The organism is Providencia sp. 2.29 (assembly GCF_015832305.1).
In the GTDB taxonomy this organism is placed as follows: domain Bacteria; phylum Pseudomonadota; class Gammaproteobacteria; order Enterobacterales; family Enterobacteriaceae; genus Providencia; species Providencia stuartii.
Genome location: NZ_CP065420.1, coordinates 132,909 through 150,850, shown reverse-complemented (window position 1 = coordinate 150,850; position 17,942 = coordinate 132,909). Strand labels below are relative to the sequence as shown.

General features: G+C 36.7%; 14 protein-coding genes and 3 pseudogenes. 8 read left to right on the top strand and 9 right to left on the bottom strand.

The window, feature by feature from the left end:
* Positions 1-70: 70 nt before the first annotated feature.
* Positions 71-565, bottom strand: a complete 495-nt coding sequence (locus I3B46_RS00640) for a GNAT family N-acetyltransferase (RefSeq protein WP_442959177.1) — start codon at positions 563-565, stop codon at positions 71-73.
* A complete protein-coding gene (locus I3B46_RS00635) occupies positions 550-816 on the bottom strand; it encodes a type II toxin-antitoxin system TacA family antitoxin (RefSeq protein ID WP_123382784.1) in 267 nt (88 codons plus the stop codon). The genes I3B46_RS00640 and I3B46_RS00635 overlap by 16 nt, the downstream gene beginning before the upstream one ends.
* Before the next feature lie 194 nt (positions 817-1,010).
* Between I3B46_RS00635 and I3B46_RS00630 the strand changes: the two genes are divergently transcribed.
* Complete coding sequence (locus tag I3B46_RS00630) at positions 1,011-1,646, top strand: recombinase family protein (protein WP_163761889.1); 636 nt, start codon at positions 1,011-1,013, stop codon at positions 1,644-1,646.
* A gap of 229 nt (positions 1,647-1,875) precedes the next feature.
* Here I3B46_RS00630 and I3B46_RS21635 read toward each other — a convergent pair.
* Both I3B46_RS21635 and I3B46_RS00615 read right to left on the bottom strand, forming a co-directional pair.
* Positions 1,876-2,739: pseudogene (locus I3B46_RS21635) on the bottom strand (IS3 family transposase); the annotation flags it as partial.
* A gap of 56 nt (positions 2,740-2,795) precedes the next feature.
* A pseudogene (locus tag I3B46_RS00615) lies at positions 2,796-3,025 on the bottom strand (PAAR domain-containing protein).
* A 695-nt stretch (positions 3,026-3,720) separates the two neighbouring features.
* Here I3B46_RS00615 and I3B46_RS00610 point away from each other — a divergent pair.
* The 5 genes from I3B46_RS00610 to I3B46_RS00590 all read left to right on the top strand — a co-directional run bounded on the left by I3B46_RS00610 (position 3,721) and on the right by I3B46_RS00590 (position 9,234).
* Positions 3,721-4,023: a helix-turn-helix domain-containing protein gene (locus I3B46_RS00610; protein WP_163762230.1), complete on the top strand. Its 303-nt coding sequence runs from the start codon at positions 3,721-3,723 to the stop codon at positions 4,021-4,023.
* 123 nt (positions 4,024-4,146) lie between these two features.
* Positions 4,147-4,893: a hypothetical protein gene (locus I3B46_RS00605; protein WP_163761887.1), complete on the top strand. Its 747-nt coding sequence runs from the start codon at positions 4,147-4,149 to the stop codon at positions 4,891-4,893.
* A 99-nt stretch (positions 4,894-4,992) separates the two neighbouring features.
* Entirely contained in the window at positions 4,993-5,514 is a 522-nt protein-coding gene (locus I3B46_RS00600; protein ID WP_163761886.1) for a CS1 type fimbrial major subunit, read from the top strand.
* 76 nt (positions 5,515-5,590) lie between these two features.
* Complete coding sequence (locus I3B46_RS00595) at positions 5,591-7,996, top strand: TcfC E-set like domain-containing protein (RefSeq protein ID WP_163761885.1); 2,406 nt, start codon at positions 5,591-5,593, stop codon at positions 7,994-7,996.
* Positions 7,996-9,234, top strand: a complete 1,239-nt coding sequence (locus I3B46_RS00590; RefSeq protein WP_196993111.1) for a hypothetical protein — start codon at positions 7,996-7,998, stop codon at positions 9,232-9,234. Before I3B46_RS00595 ends, I3B46_RS00590 begins: the two co-directional genes overlap by 1 nt.
* Before the next feature lie 139 nt (positions 9,235-9,373).
* On the opposite strand, the gene I3B46_RS00585 is transcribed toward I3B46_RS00590, so the two are convergent.
* The 4 genes and pseudogenes from I3B46_RS00585 to I3B46_RS00570 form a co-directional block, all read right to left on the bottom strand.
* Complete coding sequence (locus I3B46_RS00585) at positions 9,374-9,514, bottom strand: hypothetical protein (RefSeq protein ID WP_163761883.1); 141 nt, start codon at positions 9,512-9,514, stop codon at positions 9,374-9,376.
* A gap of 99 nt (positions 9,515-9,613) precedes the next feature.
* Positions 9,614-10,105, bottom strand: a pseudogene (locus tag I3B46_RS00580) (recombinase family protein); the annotation flags it as partial.
* A gap of 52 nt (positions 10,106-10,157) precedes the next feature.
* The gene (locus tag I3B46_RS00575; RefSeq protein ID WP_121875320.1) at positions 10,158-10,862 is read right to left on the bottom strand and encodes an IS6 family transposase; all 705 of its coding nucleotides are present in this window, start codon (positions 10,860-10,862) and stop codon (positions 10,158-10,160) included.
* A gap of 149 nt (positions 10,863-11,011) precedes the next feature.
* Positions 11,012-14,038 carry a Tn3 family transposase gene (locus tag I3B46_RS00570; protein ID WP_163761882.1) on the bottom strand — a complete coding sequence of 1,009 codons (3,027 nt, stop codon included), beginning with the start codon at positions 14,036-14,038 and terminating at the stop codon, positions 11,012-11,014.
* Positions 14,039-14,214: 176 nt separating this feature from the next.
* On the opposite strand from I3B46_RS00570, the gene I3B46_RS00565 reads away from it, so the two are divergent.
* Both I3B46_RS00565 and I3B46_RS00560 read left to right on the top strand, forming a co-directional pair.
* The gene (locus I3B46_RS00565) at positions 14,215-14,844 is read left to right on the top strand and encodes a recombinase family protein (RefSeq protein ID WP_173914476.1); all 630 of its coding nucleotides are present in this window, start codon (positions 14,215-14,217) and stop codon (positions 14,842-14,844) included.
* Positions 14,845-15,013: 169 nt separating this feature from the next.
* Positions 15,014-17,011 carry a BCCT family transporter gene (locus tag I3B46_RS00560; RefSeq protein WP_104873091.1) on the top strand — a complete coding sequence of 666 codons (1,998 nt, stop codon included), beginning with the start codon at positions 15,014-15,016 and terminating at the stop codon, positions 17,009-17,011.
* Positions 17,012-17,082: 71 nt separating this feature from the next.
* Here I3B46_RS00560 and I3B46_RS00555 read toward each other — a convergent pair whose 3' ends face one another.
* Entirely contained in the window at positions 17,083-17,940 is an 858-nt protein-coding gene (locus I3B46_RS00555; RefSeq protein WP_163761881.1) for a universal stress protein, read from the bottom strand.
* Positions 17,941-17,942 lie beyond the last annotated feature (2 nt).

Genomic DNA, 17,942 nt, shown 5'->3' with positions numbered 1-17,942 from the left:
CCATCTTCCCTAAATGATAAGGTATCGCTGAACCCACTTATAAAAGATAAAGCTTAAAATATAGGTTAAATTATAGTCTAAGCATCAATGTCATAGGGCTAATAGGGGATGCAGTAAAACCATAGTATTCATAAAATTGTTTTGCTTTATCATTCAAAGCATGAACGAGTAACGCACGAACCCCAGTATTTTCAGCAACAGCTCTAACTCTAATTACAGCATCCTGTAATAACGAAGCACCTAGTTTTCTTCCCTGAGCACGTAAATCGATTGCAAATCTTCCAAGAACAATAACTGGAATTGGCTCAGGCATATTTCGACGAACCCGTCCTGTAGCTTCATTATGTGAAATTGCTCCAGTCGCTAATGCATAATAACCCCAAACATGTTGATATGAATCTGCAATAACAAAGGTTCGACTGGCTCCATTCAAATGGTTAGATAGAGCCCGACGCTTTAGCCAATCATCTAAAGATGATTCACCACAAAAAAAATCATCCAGTCTATGAGATGATGATAATGGTTTAGGAGCTAATAGTTGCAGATTCACTATATTTCCTTCCATGGTGTTTCTATTGACATTAAACGATCTAGACCAGGGTTGCTATTAACTGGAGCATCAAGTAATAAATTAAATTGCTGAAATTTTTCATTATCTAATTGAAAAAAAACTTGGTCTAGTAATATTGCTTGCGCTCTTTCACAAGCGACTTCAAGCATAAAATCAGATCGGTTCTTACCAAGAAGACTAGCAGCTTCATCGATTAAGTCTCGTTGTTCAGGTAAAGCCCGAAGATTAATTGCAGCATTACGCATGACAGTAACTCCTATATACACATACACAATAAATATACAATATCCTGACGTATATCTATTGTCAACACATTCACATATTGCATATAGGTATACCCCAAAGCGACAATCTAAAATGTATCAAATCACTATCAATGCAACAACCTATATGCGATACTTTTTATGGGATAACTTAAATGCGATAGATAGGTGAAAATATGTTCATCCGTGCTTACCTTCGAGCCTCCTCTGAAGATCAATATGCAGATAGAGCAAAAAAGATGCTAAATGACTTTGTTGAAGAACGAGGTGGCCGAATTGCGAATTATTATCGCGAACACATCAGTGGAACAAAATTAGAACGCCCCGAACTCTCTCGTTTACTCAGTGACAGTCAACAGGGGGATATTTTGCTCGTTGAGCAAATTGATCGACTAACTCGATTAAATAACATCGATTGGTTAAAACTGAAAAAACAAATTGAACACCATGAGTTGCGTATTGTGAGTCTCGATATTCCGACATCTTGGCAAGCTCTAAATAATCAAGATCTGACACAGAATGATCCTATCACTCAAGCCGTCCTTTCGGCCATTAACACCATGTTAATTGATTTAATGGCCGCCATGTCCCACAAAGATTGGATTAGCCGTCGCGAACGCCAAAAACAAGGTATTCAACGCGCACAATCATTAGGTAAATACAAAGGAAAGCAGGCGGATAAAGAGCGTCATGATAAGGTGATTTATTATCGAAAAATCAAGGGACTGAGTATTCGTGAAACCGCTGAAGCGACTGGCTATAGTCGTTCTCAAGTGTGCCGTATTCAGTTAAATGACAAACAGAAATCATAAAGACAATCTATTTCATTTTCTGTTATTAATAAGGGGGGGCGCAGTTTATGTCACTTGATGGTTAGGAATCTCAATCAATGAAGTAACGTACGAATCGAGTGTATTGGGTGCTATGTTTTTATTAAATTCTGATTATTTATTCGTTGATTAACCATGAGAACAGTCATTCGTTTAAATTATGACCTAAAAGCCTAATTATAGGCACACTGCTCCTAGGCTGCAGTTTGTAACTATGAAACATCAGTCCTTTTGGTTGATTGCGCATTTCCCAAGCCATTTGCAGAGCTTTTAAGGTCAACGTGGTGTCGGGGGACGTGGAGAGTGCCCAACCAACAGGTTTCCGTGCAAAAAGGTCTAACACAACAGCGAGATACGCCCATCGTTTTCCTGTCCAAATATACGTCACATCGCCGCACCACACTTGATTGGGGGCGGTGACGGCAAATTGGCGGTCGAGTAAATTAGGGATGTCGACATGTTCTTTTGTCCCGCGTTTATAACGATGCTTCATATGTTGGCAACTCATAATATCAAGCTTTTTCATTAGCTTACCGGCAAGATAACGGCTCATTTTTACACCGTACTGCGTTGTCACTATCGTCGCAATCGTCCTTGCGCCCGCAGAGCCTCCACTTAAGTTCCAAGCGTCTTTGACTACGCTCCGTTTAATCGCTCGCACTCCATTCGGTACGGCATTCTTCATTCGATGATGCCAATGGCGATAGCTACTGCGATGACGCTCAAAAAGTTGGCAGAGCGTTGTAACGGGGTAATGCGCTCTTAGTTTGTCAATTATCGCGAATCCTTCAGTGAGTCCGACATTAAGAGCGCCGTAGCCTTTTTTAGAATTTCGTTTTCCATTTCAAGACGTTGTATCTTTTTTTTTCATCTCTCGAAGCTCAATCTGTTCTGGGGTAAGCGGAAGTCCCGTCGGTGTTTTACCTTGTCGTTCTAATTTCAGTTTTTTAACCCAACGATTAAGTGCGGCAAGGCTTACGCCCATTGCCTGTGCGGCTTTAGCCACGGAGTAATGATGGTCAACCACCATTTTAGCGGCTTCGAGTTTAAACTCTGCTGAATATTGCTTAACCATGTGCTCACCTGTGATGTTATTGAGGCAAGAATATCACCTCTAGTCAGGTGGCCAAATTAACTATGCCACTTCACTTCTAATGTGACAGGGATACCATTAATTTTCATCAAACTATCACCTTCAACGATAATATCTATTTTTTTACATGAAGGGCAATAAACCGAGTCGCCCACACAGACGACTCCTTGGATTTGTTTGGCTAGAGAAGAAGCTGTAAGTGCACTACCTCCAGTATTCGTAGTATCATTTTTTAAAATGATTTTCTACCGTTTACGATACTTCGCATCATTGCACCATTTATCTGATATTTGAATATTCAAATTTTTCTAACTTAGCTATTTCAAGAACGGCCTAATAAAACAAGTCATTGATATTTAAATGGATATCAAATTAAATCCAAGATCTAGCACATCCTCAAGTTCACAATCTTTAGAAATTATTTCAGTAACATGTTTGGGTACTTTATGCTCTGAAAAAACTTAACGCAATAAGATTTAAATATTAAATCATTATGGGGGCGCCCATCATATCACTTGATACAAAATGTATATGTCTTTTTGACAGTTTATTGATGTCCTCTGTTCATTTCACTGAAAATCAATATTCATCACGCATACTCAATCACCAATTTTTACCCTAATATCGAACGACAAAAACAACAGCAATGCGTAATATGTCAAATTTAGTTTCAGAATGTGTGTTAATATTTCAATCGCAATCTGGTAACTCACGTTATCATTTCCCAAGAAACTTAACATCTTATAAAAAATCTATTTAAAATCATAAAGTAATACACATAAAATCAAAAATCATTGGCAATAACGATCAATATAAATCAAATCAATAGCCATGAACTATCACAAACAGCAAAATTGATCGTCTTAAACTATTTCCCTCTCCTCTTAATTTACCTTAGTCTTTAGCACCAATAGTTTTGATATTAACCATATTTTACTTCAATAAAACAAGTGAATCATGTTAATGAGATACAACATATTAAATATAAATGTTCGCATAGGTGCATTTTTTCGAAAACATAGAAGATTACTAGGTATATCGGGGGAAAAACTAGGTCAAAAATTAGGTCTTTCCCAGCAACACATCTCTCGACTAGAACGAGGACAAGCAACATTTTCAATCGACATCATTCTGCAATTATTAAATGAGATTGATAAAACGTTACTTGATTTAATTATTGAAGTATTTTATGAAGATTCCGGTGAAGTTTTAATTGAATATCAAAGTTTACAACAATTCAGTACTGAATTAACGCAAAAAAACTAGCCTGCATTTTACATTAATCTATTTTTCTGGGATTATTTTAAGTTTTAAGATGAATTAGATTGGCTATTTATGTTGATTTTTAATTAAAGTTTTATTTTTTATTACATAAAAATTGGATTATGTATGCTTAAGCGTATTCACTTTATTCTAACATTGTTATTAATGAGCATAACAACATCAGTATGTGCCTCACCTTCCATTGGTATTGGTAGTATGTATGATATATTTAATCCTGATTCTAAAAATATAACTAAGCGAGTTTATAATACAGGAACATCTACTGCATTTGTTAGGGTTGATGTTCTTGAAATTACACCTGGAGATAAAGGAATTTCTATTGAATCATCACAAAAAACGATTAATGGAAATAAATTAGAAAAAGATAGATTAATTGTATCTCCTTTAAGATTGATTATACCTCCATCTGGATTTCAATCTGTTAGAATGATTTGGCCTGGAGAAAGAGAAAAAGAACGCTATTTTAGAGTTCGATTTACTCCTGTCCTTCCTCAGGAAAATGATGGGTTTGAAATGAATAAAGATGCAATTGAAAAATATAAAAAAGAAGCATTAGATGTTGGAGTAAATGTTTTAACAGGCTATGGAAGTATTGTGATAGTTCAGCCCAGAGATCCTATTTTTAATACTGTTATTAATAAAAGTAATGGTCATATTAAAGTGATAAATGATGGTAATGCTACTATTGTTTTAGAAGATATTCGGTATTGTAACTTGAATTCTATTGATTGTGATATATCAACTCGACAATTCATTTTACCTGGAAAAACCTTCAATTTAGAAAATAAATCAGAAAGTAAGATTAGTTTTACCTTAGTTGAAGGTAGTAAAAAGAAATTACTAAATTATTAATATCATCAAATAGGTTTAATCTTTGAAATTTATAATTTAGTTATAATGTTGTTTATATGTTGTTTATATGTTGTTTATATTTTATATGAGGTTATTTAAATGTTAAAAAAATCATTAATGGTTACTTTGTTATCTGGTGCTACTTTTGCTTCTATGTTTGCAAATGCAGCCGATGAGCAAAGCTATACGATTGAATTATCAGCGACAATCCCAGCTGAGACTTTTCAGGTTATCCCTGTTGAGAGTGGTTGGATTAATCAAACTCAAGAAATGGTTTATGATTTAGGTACCAAGAAATTGCAAGCTTTTTCAAAGCAATTTCAATACAAAAATACATCTGGTGGTATTCAGGCAACATTAACTAATACAGATGCAAAGGGTGATCCTCTTTTATCTAATGGGTCAGAGACTATTCCATTAGCTGTGACATTTAATGGTGTTAAATTAAGTAATGAAGCCGCTCTTGTTGTTGCTGCAGATCAAGCAAAAGCAGGTGGTCGTACTGACCTTCGTATTACTCAAAAAGAGAATAAGGAGTTAACGGAAGCAGGTTCATTTACAGGGCAAGTTTCTATGGTCTTTGAACCCGCTTTAGTTGTCACACCGCCATCAGATAATTAATTTTTAAAATCAACTGATGCTTTTTATTTAATAATGCCTGCCATTTATATGGCAGGCATGTACGGATAATTCCCTGATGAAAGTATTACTCCCTTTACTTCTTATTCCTAGTATTGCTATTGGTTCAGACATTCTTTTAGCGAATAATTCTATAAAAATACCTAATGACTTTAGAAATTATTTTTATAACTCTGAAGTTATGGTTCAAGTTTATCTTAATGACCTACCATTATTTGATGGTTCATTTTTGCTTAACGAAGATGGAGAGATCAGTCTTATTCAAATTTTTGATGAGGAAAACTCTTTCGACCAAGCTGTTAAAGATGAATGGAAAATAGCCTTAACTAAAGGTATATCTTTAGGTGAGTGCAATAAAAATTGTCCAAATGGATTAATGTCGGCAGATTATCGTTTAGATACATCTGCGTTAAAGTTATATACATCAAAATATGAGATACAAAAGACTAACAATGCTTATATCTCGTTACCTCAAACTGTATCAAATGGCGTTATTATGCATAATAATGTATCTGCTGTTTCAACAGGTGATTCTCATGCATGGAATTTGAATTCTTCTGTTGTTTCATCTTTATTAGGTTGGACACAGAAAGTATCATTCCAAACGTATAGTTCAAGTCAAAGAAATCAATCTCAAGAAACTAATATCTATGAGCTTTATACTCAAAAAGAGTTACAAGGTGATTTTTTTAGATTTGGGCTATTTTCTCCTGATAGTGATAAAGGAAATGTAGAAACAAATGGATTTAGCACTGGTTCTGTTACGGGAGTTATGTGGGGAACATCAAATACTTTACTTGTAAATGAGGAAAGCGTTAGTGCGTCTCCTATTTATGTTACGGCAGCAAACCCTGCTGTTGCTGAAATTTGGCGTGATGGCAAGCTTATTTATTCACAGCAGCTTCAATCGGGAGTTCAAGCATTAGATACTCGACGTTTGCCTAGCGGCATTTATGACATCACGATTAATATTTTGGAAAATGGGAAAATTGTAGATACACAACTATCACAGATATACAAACCATTAGGTTGGCGAAATCCAACTCAAAAGTGGCGAGTTAATGTATGGGGAGGAATAAAGCAGGACCTAACATTTGGTGATCATAAAAAGCAAGATAATGATTCTTCTATTATGGGGGGAGGGGCAGTTGATTATCTTTTAACTCCTAGAGTTGTACTAGGTAGTAGTATACAAAAAACAAAACTTGAAAACCAAATTAGTGCTCGGACCGATATCAATATATCGCCAAATAATAGTTTTTATGGTCAATATATTATCAGAGATGGCGAACGTCAAAAGAATCAAAGTATAGATCTTCGTTATTATCGAAATCTGTTCGCAGGAGGTTCGATGAGTTCTTTTTGGCGACATACATCTAATGATTCAAACAATCAGTTCAGATCTGATCGTTACGTTGGCAATACATGGGGGACTTCCTTATATACTAAATTACCATGGTCAAGTTCATTGACATTAAATGGACAGTATACAAAAAGCTCTTCAAGAGAAGGATTTGGTATTGATGCTGCAATAAATAAAAATACAACCTTAGCAGATAGAAATGTGAGTTTTCGGTTGAGTGCTTATGATAGACCTGGTTTTAATCAAGAGAAAAGAGAGCAAGGCATCACGATAGGGGTAAGTTTTTCTTTAGCTCCTCGAGAATCACAGATCTTATCTATGAATATTGGAATGAACGATAAAAATAATTATTCAAGCCTAGATTATCAATGGAAGCCACAAGATAACAACAATTTTAAATGGTTGGGGGCGGGGGTTTCTGAAAATGCAGGGCGCGTATCAATTAATGGGAATGGTGCGATAGAAACTCGTTCTCTTAGTAGTGACTTTTATACTCAGCATAATATACAAGAACATAGTACTACATCTGGGATTAACTTAAGCCAGACTCTTGCTTTTGGAGGCGGTAAAATTGCTATAGATAGCGGTTCTAATGGCGTGGGAATGGATTCTGCATTTATTGTTGACTTAGAGTCTGATAATCCCAGTTTAAATATAATGGCATCAGATAGTCTCACTGATACCAAATTATATCCAGGGAGAAATGTTATACCCGCAGCCTTATGGAAAAAAGAAAGTATTCAGTTTTATAGTGCAGGAAATAGTAATGCGAAGGTTTTTCCTAGTAGTGAATATGTACAAATGAATCGAGGTAGTGTGAAGTATTTAAAATTAAAAGCAGTTAAAGCAACAGTACTCATCGGTGTTTTACAAGATAGCCATGGTCAAATATTAAAACATCGCCAAGTCGATAGTGATATAGCGCGTGGTGTAATTAATGCAGATGGAGTTCTAACATTGGAAATGGGAGAAAATAATAAAACACTAACGGTGTTAGATAAGGATTTATCACCTACATTATCTTGCACTCTTCCTGAGGAACCGTCTAATAATGTTCAGTTTTATTCGACTATTCATTGTCAACCTATTGGAGGAGCATAATGCATTATCCTTATTATATACTAGGACTATTTTTGTTGATAAGCAGCTTTATTGCTCCGTCCGCAACTATTGACTTAATCGCAAAAATTGAGCCGAGCATTAACAATGATACTGTTGTATTTACTAATATGACCCCTCAGGAGGGATACTGTGTTACATTGCCACAACAATGCCCTTCAGAAGTCAGTATTAATTTACCGTTATCTACAAAAATTTCGTACCCGATAAAGGCGAACAATGAACCACGGCAAGGAGCATACTTTAATTTTCCAAAAACAGAGAAAATTATTACTGTTAGAAATCATAGTACTGGAGAACCGTTTGATGTCAAATTTAGAATAACAAATTTTGCTGCGCGATATGAACGTAACATAGGACAACAAGATTGGATTGGTGGTTCCTTTGTGTATACTCCTGATGGAAAGGGGTGTGGGTATGGCGGAGTTGGTTATGGTGGTTCGGTTGGTTATGAGTTTATGTGGAAAACTCTCGATAATACTAATCCATGTTATAAAATTAGCACAATAGACAGAGATGAACCAGCACTCTTTTACCAGATGAGCATCGGCTATTCATTAAAAGCCAAAGATTCTCTTTTAACTGTTGGTTCTGGTATATATGACGGTAAAATTTCTTTTAGCGTTGGACCCGGTGGTGATTTTGATTTTGGTGATAATTATCTGGCCAGTGATAGAATTGTTGATATTAATCTTAGACTCATAGTTAATCATGACTTAATTGTCAAAACATCTCCTGATGATCGTATTCTAGCATTGGAACCCTGCAAAAATGGTAAAGTATGTACACAAGAGCAAGGAAGAAATAACTGGGAGCGTTGGATGGTTAGTAGGATCACACCTGAAATGACAGCTAAAAGTAATTTTCAATTATCCTCTAGTGGCGCTTTTACTGTTTATTTGCAATGTGAGTATGAGATAGGTGAGAATTGTGCATTGAAAAGTGATAAAAATGAACAGCTTGTACCTATTCAATCTTATTTAACATTGCCTGATAATATTATTAGCCAACAAACAAATAATCGTGTGATTCATGCTCCTATGTCTATTCAAAAAGATAATTCGAATATCTTTATATCACAACATATAGGGAGTAATCGTAACGGTAGTATTGATTTTTTAATTAATCAGCGAAATGTCGATACAATGTTAATGACTCGACCTGATACATATCGAGGGGTTGTTACTGTTATTTTCGATCCCAATATTTATGGGATATAAAGATATTTTTTTATTTTGAACAGATGGTCACTTTATATTATTTTATAAAGTGACCATTTTTTATATTTTATCGAAAAAATCTATAGGGAAAACATACAACGCTCTAAAATATATAATTACAGTATCTATATCAATGTGATTAACGCTTTTTTATATTGATTATATGATCATCAGTATCACTTATATGTCCATTGTACAACGCTTGCTTAAAATTTTCGCCTTCGTGTATTTTTATACTATGTTTGTTTTCTATTTTTTTGATTTTACTAAAAATACTCATTTTAAACCCCTTTCTTTTTAAAATACCTAAATGATGATTATACAAATTTAATGTATTGGCATACGTCTATGCTCATTATAAATTCAATTTTTACTTTCTTTAAATAGGCTGTTTAATTGCTCGACTTATAGTACCTCTGCTACAGCCTAAAACTTTTTGAACTTGGCTCCATGAGTGGCCGCTATCTAGTAAACGGTTGATTGCATCATATCGATTTTGATTTACCTGACGGCCTTTATATTTTCCTTCTTTTTTAGCTTTTTCTATTCCCTGTTTTTGTCTTTCACGACGTTGCTCATAATCACGTCGTGCAACTGCGGCTAACATATCAAGTAACATATCGTTAATAGAGGCAAACAGTCGACTATCAAAATCATTCATATTTGCAGATAGCCAAGTTGTCGGTACATTAATAGCCATGACACGGATATCTTTTTGGTGGATCATTTTTTTCAATTTATTCCAATCATCCATAGTTAACCTAGAGAGCCGGTCAACATCTTCAATTAATAAAATATCTTGAGTTTGACAATCCTTAAGAAGCCGAAACAACTCTGGGCGATCTAAACGTGAACCTGATTCATTTTCAATGGGCTCTGTTGCAAATAGAATCGTGAAGCTGAGCTTTTCCGCTCAAAGTGGATTAAAGTCCGAATACTCTATTCACGAGGCGCACTTCTCCTAACGGTTGGCCATAGTAAAAATGTTCTGCTTGACCTTTGCGAAGCGCACGCATCACCTCAATTCCTTTAATGGTCGCATGTGCTGTTTTAATTGATTTAAACCCTAAGGTGGGATTTATCACGCGCTTCAATTTTCCATGATCACATTCAATGACATTATTGTGAAATTTGATTTGTCGATGTTCTACATGTGTAGGGCATTTTCCTTCTTCTTTGAGAAGGTTAAGCGCTCGGCCATAAGATGCGGCTTTATCTGTATTGATAACCCTGGGGATTTGCCATTTTTTAACGCGATTGAATATTTTTCTTAAAAATCGATAAGCTGCCTTGGTATTACGACGAGGCGAGAGATAAAATTCAATGGTGTACCCTCGGCTATCGACAGCTCGGTAAAGGTACGTCCATTTCCCATTCACTTTGATATAAGTTTCGTCTAAATGCCAATTGTTGAGGTCGGAGGGATTACACCAATACCAACGTAACCGCTTTTCTATTTCTGGTGCATAACGTTGAACCCAGCGATAGATTGTCGTGTGATCTACATTTACACCGCGCTCAGCCAACATTTCCTGAAGTTCTCGGTAACTGATACCGTATTTGCAGTACCAACGTACAGCCCAAAGAATGATAATACCAGTGAAATGACGACCTTTAAATGCATTCACCAAACGGACCTCATTAATGAAATAGTTAATTTAGCATACCGGCTACTTAAACTTTGCAACAGTGCCTTTCATCGAAAAGTCCAAAGTTTACTCGTAGCCCTTTGGTATCAAGGGCTACAGACGATATGTAATTTAATAATATAAATAGACTATGCCGCTAAGCTTAATGACTCTTCTGAAATGAGAGGATCTAAATTCTCCAGTAATCTTTCCAGTACAATATTATCTTTTTTAAGGCCAAAGGTGTAATTACCAGCTAACTGTATATGCTGCCATGCAACAGGCGATAACTCAGCTATCATATTGACCGCTTCTTGATTATTTTCACGCGAAAATTTTTCAATCAAACTGGATAATAATGCAGAATTATAATAAATAATGCAGTTAGCGATGATACGAGCACAATCATTCCATTGTTCTATCTGGTAATCATCACCACCTCTAAATTGATTACCATTAATTGACGCGATTGCACGCCGTAATTGATGGTAAGCTTCACCCCGATTAAGTGCTTGCTGGACGAACTGCCTGAGCATTTTGTTATCAACATAATCGAGAACGTATAAGCACTTAATTAATCGGTCATATTCACGAAGAGCCGCTAAGGTGCGATTGTTTTTCTTACTGTTAGAAAGCTTAGTAATCACCGTGCTTTGTGTTGTCGTTTTACGGCTTAATGAACAAATTATCCATTGAATATTTTCCCACTCTTCCTGAATGAGTGATAAATTGAGCGATTTTTTAAGTTTCAGGGAAAGGATCTCATCATATTCTATGTCAAACAATTCATTAAAAACGTGTTTAAATTTTGCATATCGCGGGGCAAACTGATATCCAAAAAGATCAAGGATAGCAAAATTTACGTTGTTAACGCCATGCGTATCTGTTGCTAATGTTTTGGGCTGAATATGACTGGTATTATTATAGAGTAAATCGAATGCGTGGTGGGCCTCATATTCATTGGCTGAAATCACTTTCGTGTTTATTGGTACATGATTTGAAACTAATGTGAGTGCCGATACACCTTTCCCTTTTCGGAAGTATTTGGCAGAAAAACGGGCTTTAAATGTATTGATTCGGCAACCATGTTTTTGGCCATCAATGCTACCAAATGGGGTACTTTCGTTAATCGTATAATATTTGAAAATGGGGAGTTTTGCTAAAGCATCAGATATCATATCATTAGCTTCACTCGTTGTTTCAGGTCTAATATACCCATCATTGACGGCTCTAAGCACACCGATGGCTCTATCTGATATTGATGACATATGATGAACACCATAGTTTGAGCCATTTCCAAATATGCAAGCAAGTAAATCGCCCTCTTTGGCCTTAGTGTTTTTCTTTTTTGAGGCGATATTTTTGAATGCATCTAAGTAACCCGTTTTTTGATGAACATAGTCCATAATTTCAATGATCCCCATATGTTGGAGCTGGTTATATATGGGATTATCAATATCATCTTTCCAGCGTTTATTCGCCAGTTTCCATGTTAACTGATTTGAACGCGGTTGAAGTGTCACGAAATCATTGGCTCCATCATGGATATTACGACCAATACGCTCTATTTGATCGCTCAATTTTTGCGTTAATTCCGAAAGCGTTTGTTCTATTGGCGTATTGAGCCGAGTTAACCCTGTTTTTTGAATGATGACATGGCTTTTTTTCCACTCGGCGGCTGAAATAAAATCATCGGCTAAACGCTTGTTATTAGCGCTTTCATTGATGTAAATATGGTTACTCTCAATCATCCTAGCTACTTTTTGGTATAAATAGTATTCAAATCGTTGAGTATTAACCTGTTCATCTATCAAGATAAAAGGTTTATCGTTTTTTAACAGTAATCGCTGATCGACGGTAGAAATGTGCTTATCTTTTTGAAGTTCTAATTTTGCTGTTAATAATTGGGAAGACAGCAGGTGTAATCCTGGTTCGCATTCGATATCAATAGCGAGAAAAAGTGATCTCATCGTATTCGCAATTTTTCTGTATTGTGTATCAATGTATAGCCACTCATAATGGGTTTTATCAAAATTATTCTTATTAAGATGTTGACTTATTAACTGAATTTCATCTTTAGAGATCATTGTAAATGCATTTTGGCGAATATCACCAAATTGCGTATTGTCACTGACGGTTTCATCAACAAAGAGGTGTAAAATATTACCCGCATGCATTAACTTTTCACGAATAATTTCCAGTTCTTCTGCAATGCGTAACTTAGCTGAAGCACTCGCAGCTTCCCTTTGCTTTCTCGTCACATACAAAAAAGCTGTTACCAATTTATCATTAGTTTCTTGATAGCGAAAAAATAGATAACAAACCAGATATAACATGCCTTGCCATTCGGAAAATCGACGAATTTTATAAATCGATTGATGTTGAATAATCGATGCATAATAGCTTAAGTTACCTAATGATAATCTCAATTCACCAACAAGACGTTTTACGTCGGGATACACACTTTTTATGGTGTTATGCGTTTCAATTTCACTTGCGAGCTCTGTAGGTGTAAAATCTTTAGCTGCGCCTTGTTGACCAGATAGACTATTTAATACTCCTTTTGTATGCAGTATCTTCTTTAATTTTTTATGTATTATTGGTGGCACGCTATTTGACAGGATCAACTCGGTTCGATGCCTCTCATTAGCTAAAATCGTGGTGACCATATTTTGCAAAGTGGAATAACCCACTAATCCAATTCTGTTTTGACCTAAAAAAGCGAGGCATTCATCAAAAATATATTTGGGATATGTGCAGATTGTTGCGACATCATTTAAGCGCTCTATCAAAGCTTGTTTATCTCGCTTTAATAGCCGCGAAAAACCGAGTATTTCATACATTTTCGCTATCAATGTTGCACGAGTACTTTTAGCAATAAAGGGGTATTTCGGTTTTCTATTTGGAAAATGAGTCGCATAAATGTAGTCAACATCGTGTTTAACCTCTCGTAGCTTAAATTGAGCAACAACAGGCTTAGCGCGAAAATAACCGATCAGAAGAATTAAATATATTTTCGTTTCAATTTTTCCCATTTTAGCGAGGATTTTTTTGATACTCGGATCTAATGAAAAATATTCTTCACGCTCAATTTGATTAAATATTGGACGAGAATAGAGCTCATGAATTTCCTGTTCAGTCAAAATTTGAATACGGCCTGATTTAATCTCTTTCATTGTGGTTATGTTCTATCCTCTAAAAATAAACAACATCATATAATGAATGCGCGCGTAATCGATACAGAAGTGCAATTTAAGTCTACCTTAACTACACTAAGTGAAATCCAGTGTAGTAAGTATGAAAAACAGATGTATAATGCACCGAAATAACAACACTAATGTATAGTGCACCGATGAAGACAAATATAAGAATTTATGGATATCTACGTGCTTCTACGCATGAACAAGATGCCTCAAGAGCAAAAAATGAACTGTTGAAATTTGCTGAAGGAATGGGGCTACAAATTGCCTGCTGGTTTGAAGAAAATGAGTCAGGCGCTCAGCTTCACCGACCTGAACTCTTTCGCTTACTCAATGTGGCCATGCCCGGAGATATTATTTTAGTTGAACAAGTGGATAGAATTAGCCGCTTGAATACCGATGACTGGGAAAAATTAAAATATCTCATTGGACATAAAGGGTTAAAGGTCGTTTCTTTAGATCTGCCAACCAGTTACCAGTTTATGAGTCGCACCGATGAATTTACAGAACGAATGCTTGCAGCCCTTAACAGTATGATGTTAGACATTCTGGCAGCGGTTGCAAGAAAGGATTACGAAGATAGACGGCGTCGTCAAGCGCAAGGAGTGCAAAAAGCCAAACAAGAAGGGAAGTATAAAGGTCGTCCGGTCAATAAGATATTACACCAAAAAATTGAAGGTCTTCTAATGGAGAAAAAAAGCTATAGCCAAATAGAAAACCTGATAGGTTGCTCACGGCATACTATTTCGAAAGTATCAAAATTGATGAAAATAGTACAATAAATGTCCCTCTATTCGTTTATCCAGTTTATAGTCATACGGCTTGGTATGACATAAGAGAGATATTTAAGTATACACAAGAGATTGGATACTTTTTAATTAAATAATTTATATTTATCACCATAAACCGAGCTTCATGACAATCATGAGCACGCATTAAAAGGGAGATTGAATGTCATCATCACCACAAAAGTCTCAAACGTGGGGGAAGATAAATCCGCCCGTTTTCTTTGTTTCTGCTTTTATTATTTTATGTGTCGTTGCAGTAGCCGCTATTTTTCCTCAACGTTCTGAAATTTTGTTAAAAACCCTACAAGCTCAACTTTTTGAGAATGCCAGTTGGTTTTATATTCTGGCCGTTGCATTAATTTTATTGACCGTCGCCTATTTAGGGATCTCTCGATTTGGCCAAATCAAACTCGGTCCAGATCATGCTCAACCGCAATTTAGTTATCTTTCCTGGTTCGCTATGTTGTTTTCTGCTGGAATGGGCATTGGACTGATGTTTTTCGGGGTCGCAGAACCCGTGATGCACTATCTTGCTCCCCCCGTTGGAGACCCACAAACTGTTCAAGCTGCAAGAGAAGCAATGGAAATTACATTTTTCCATTGGGGCTTACATGCTTGGGCGATTTATGCCATTGTCGCCTTAATTCTCGCTTTTTTTAGTTATCGACATGGCTTACCGCTTACATTGCGTTCAGCTCTCTATCCCATCATTGGTGAACGTATCTATGGCCCAATGGGACATGCCGTTGATATTTTTGCTGTTGTTGGCACCGTTTTTGGCGTTGCAACTTCGCTTGGATTTGGTGTTTTGCAAGTCAACGCAGGATTAGCACATTTATTTGGTTTTCCTGTCAGTCCAACGATGCAAGTAATTTTGATCGTGGTGATCACGGGATTAGCGACGTTATCAGTCGTCAGTGGTTTAGATAAAGGCATACGAATTCTCTCTGAACTCAACCTAAGTTTAGCGGGTTTATTATTATTATTAATTGGGATTTTAGGCCCGACAGTACTGTTACTTAAATCTTTTGTCCAAAATACCGGGGCTTATCTTTCAGATATCATCAATAAAACCTTCAATCTTTATGCCTATGAGCCGCAATCGAGTGAATGGTTAGGGGGATGGACATTATTGTATTGGGGATGGTGGCTTTCATGGTCCCCTTTTGTGGGCATGTTTATTGCGAGGATCTCTCGAGGCCGTACTATTCGTGAGTTTGTTACAGGTGTTTTGTTTGTTCCTGCTGGGTTTACACTGCTTTGGATGACTTTTTTTGGAAATAGTGCCATCCATTTGATCCGTGATAATGGGGCTGAAATGTTGGCACAAGTCGTTCAAAAAGATGTTGCTCTCGCCTTATTTGAGTTTTTAAATTACTTTCCGTTTTCATCTGTTCTTTCTTTTGTCGCTATGCTGATGGTCATTGTTTTTTTTGTGACATCTGCAGACTCTGGGGCCATGGTTGTCGATACGTTAGCCTCGGGTGGTGAAATACACACACCCGTTTGGCAACGTATTTTTTGGGCCTTTTTGATGGGGGCCGTTGCAATCACACTTTTACTGGCCGGCGGATTAACGGCATTGCAAACTATGACGATAGCGACCGCGTTACCTTTTGCGATTATTTTATTGATTGCTATCGTCGGATTGCTAAAAGCTTTACGGATTGATGTGTATAAAAAAGACAGTCAACAGCTTGCTACCTTAGCACCGAATACCGGACGTGGGGGGTTATCATGGGAGCGTCGATTACGTAAAATAGCGTTCTTTCCTAAACGTAATCAGGTTAAACGTTTCATGGCGGAAGTGATTGAGCCGGCTATGCAGTCAGTCGTTACTGAGTTGGAAAAGCAGGGGACCGAGGTCGCTATCCATAATGAGAAAGACGATAGGGTGACTCTTGAAGTACAATTTGGTGAGAATCTCAATTTCCTCTATGAAATACGATTACGGGACTATTTGACGCCTTCTTTTGCATTAGTGGGTATGGATGATGATGAAAATAATGAGTCTCAGAAATACTACCGCGCTGAAGTTTATTTAAAGGAAGGTGGGCAAGACTACGATATTATGGGATGGAGTGAAGCGCAGATTATTCATGATATCCTCGATCAATATGAAAAACACATTCATTTTATTCATATTGTCGATAAATCGTAGCCACTTATTATGATAGAGAGGTGACGAAAGCGAGTCACCTCTCTTGGTAATAATGACTATAGACGAAAAGACTAACGAATGATGAGTAATGACACGGGCGTTTTATGTATCATCTCTGTCGTATGACTTCCGGTAAAAAATTGCCTCAATCGCGAATGACCAAAAGCCCCCATGATGATCAAATCAATATGGTGTTGTACTGCAAAGTTACACAACTCATCAACGATGCTATTGTCACCCTCAAGTAAATTGACTTTCACCTGAATACCGGCTTGATGAAGTTGGTTTTGTGCTTTTTTGAGCTGACAGTCTTGGTTACCGTACATCACCAGATAGCAATCACTACCGGCTAATAATTTCACTTGTGTTAACCGATGAATGATTCGTTCACCTTCCTCGCTGCCATCAAATGCAATCAGCATCTTTTTCGGTGGGGTAAAGTTTCGCTTGCAGATAAGCACTGAGTTTTTTTGAAGTCGAATAATGCCTTCGAGTTGACTGCCAATATGACCCGTTAATACAGATTGCTCGCCTCGACGACCGAGTACAACAATATGCGTATCATCTTGATTGAGTACTTCGGCTAACGTTCCTTGTCGCTGAAGTGTATTAACATCATGAAGACCTAAATCTTGAGTGATTTTTTTTGCACTCATCAATAATTGTCGGCCTTCCTCTCGGGTTAAGCGCGCTCGCTTTTCCTCAATATCCACGAGTTCACTCAATAAAGTTTCTCGGGTATCAAATCCGATGATCCCACTTAAATCATGGTGTGCTGATGTCGAGATTTTTTCATTCATGTGTAACAGTGTCAGTGGTAGGTCGAGTGTTTGGGCTATCCAAGCACTGGCGTGGCAAACAGCAATTGCCGAAGACGAACGGTCAATACACCCAATTACACAATTTTTTTGAATGATATCTGCTACCATAA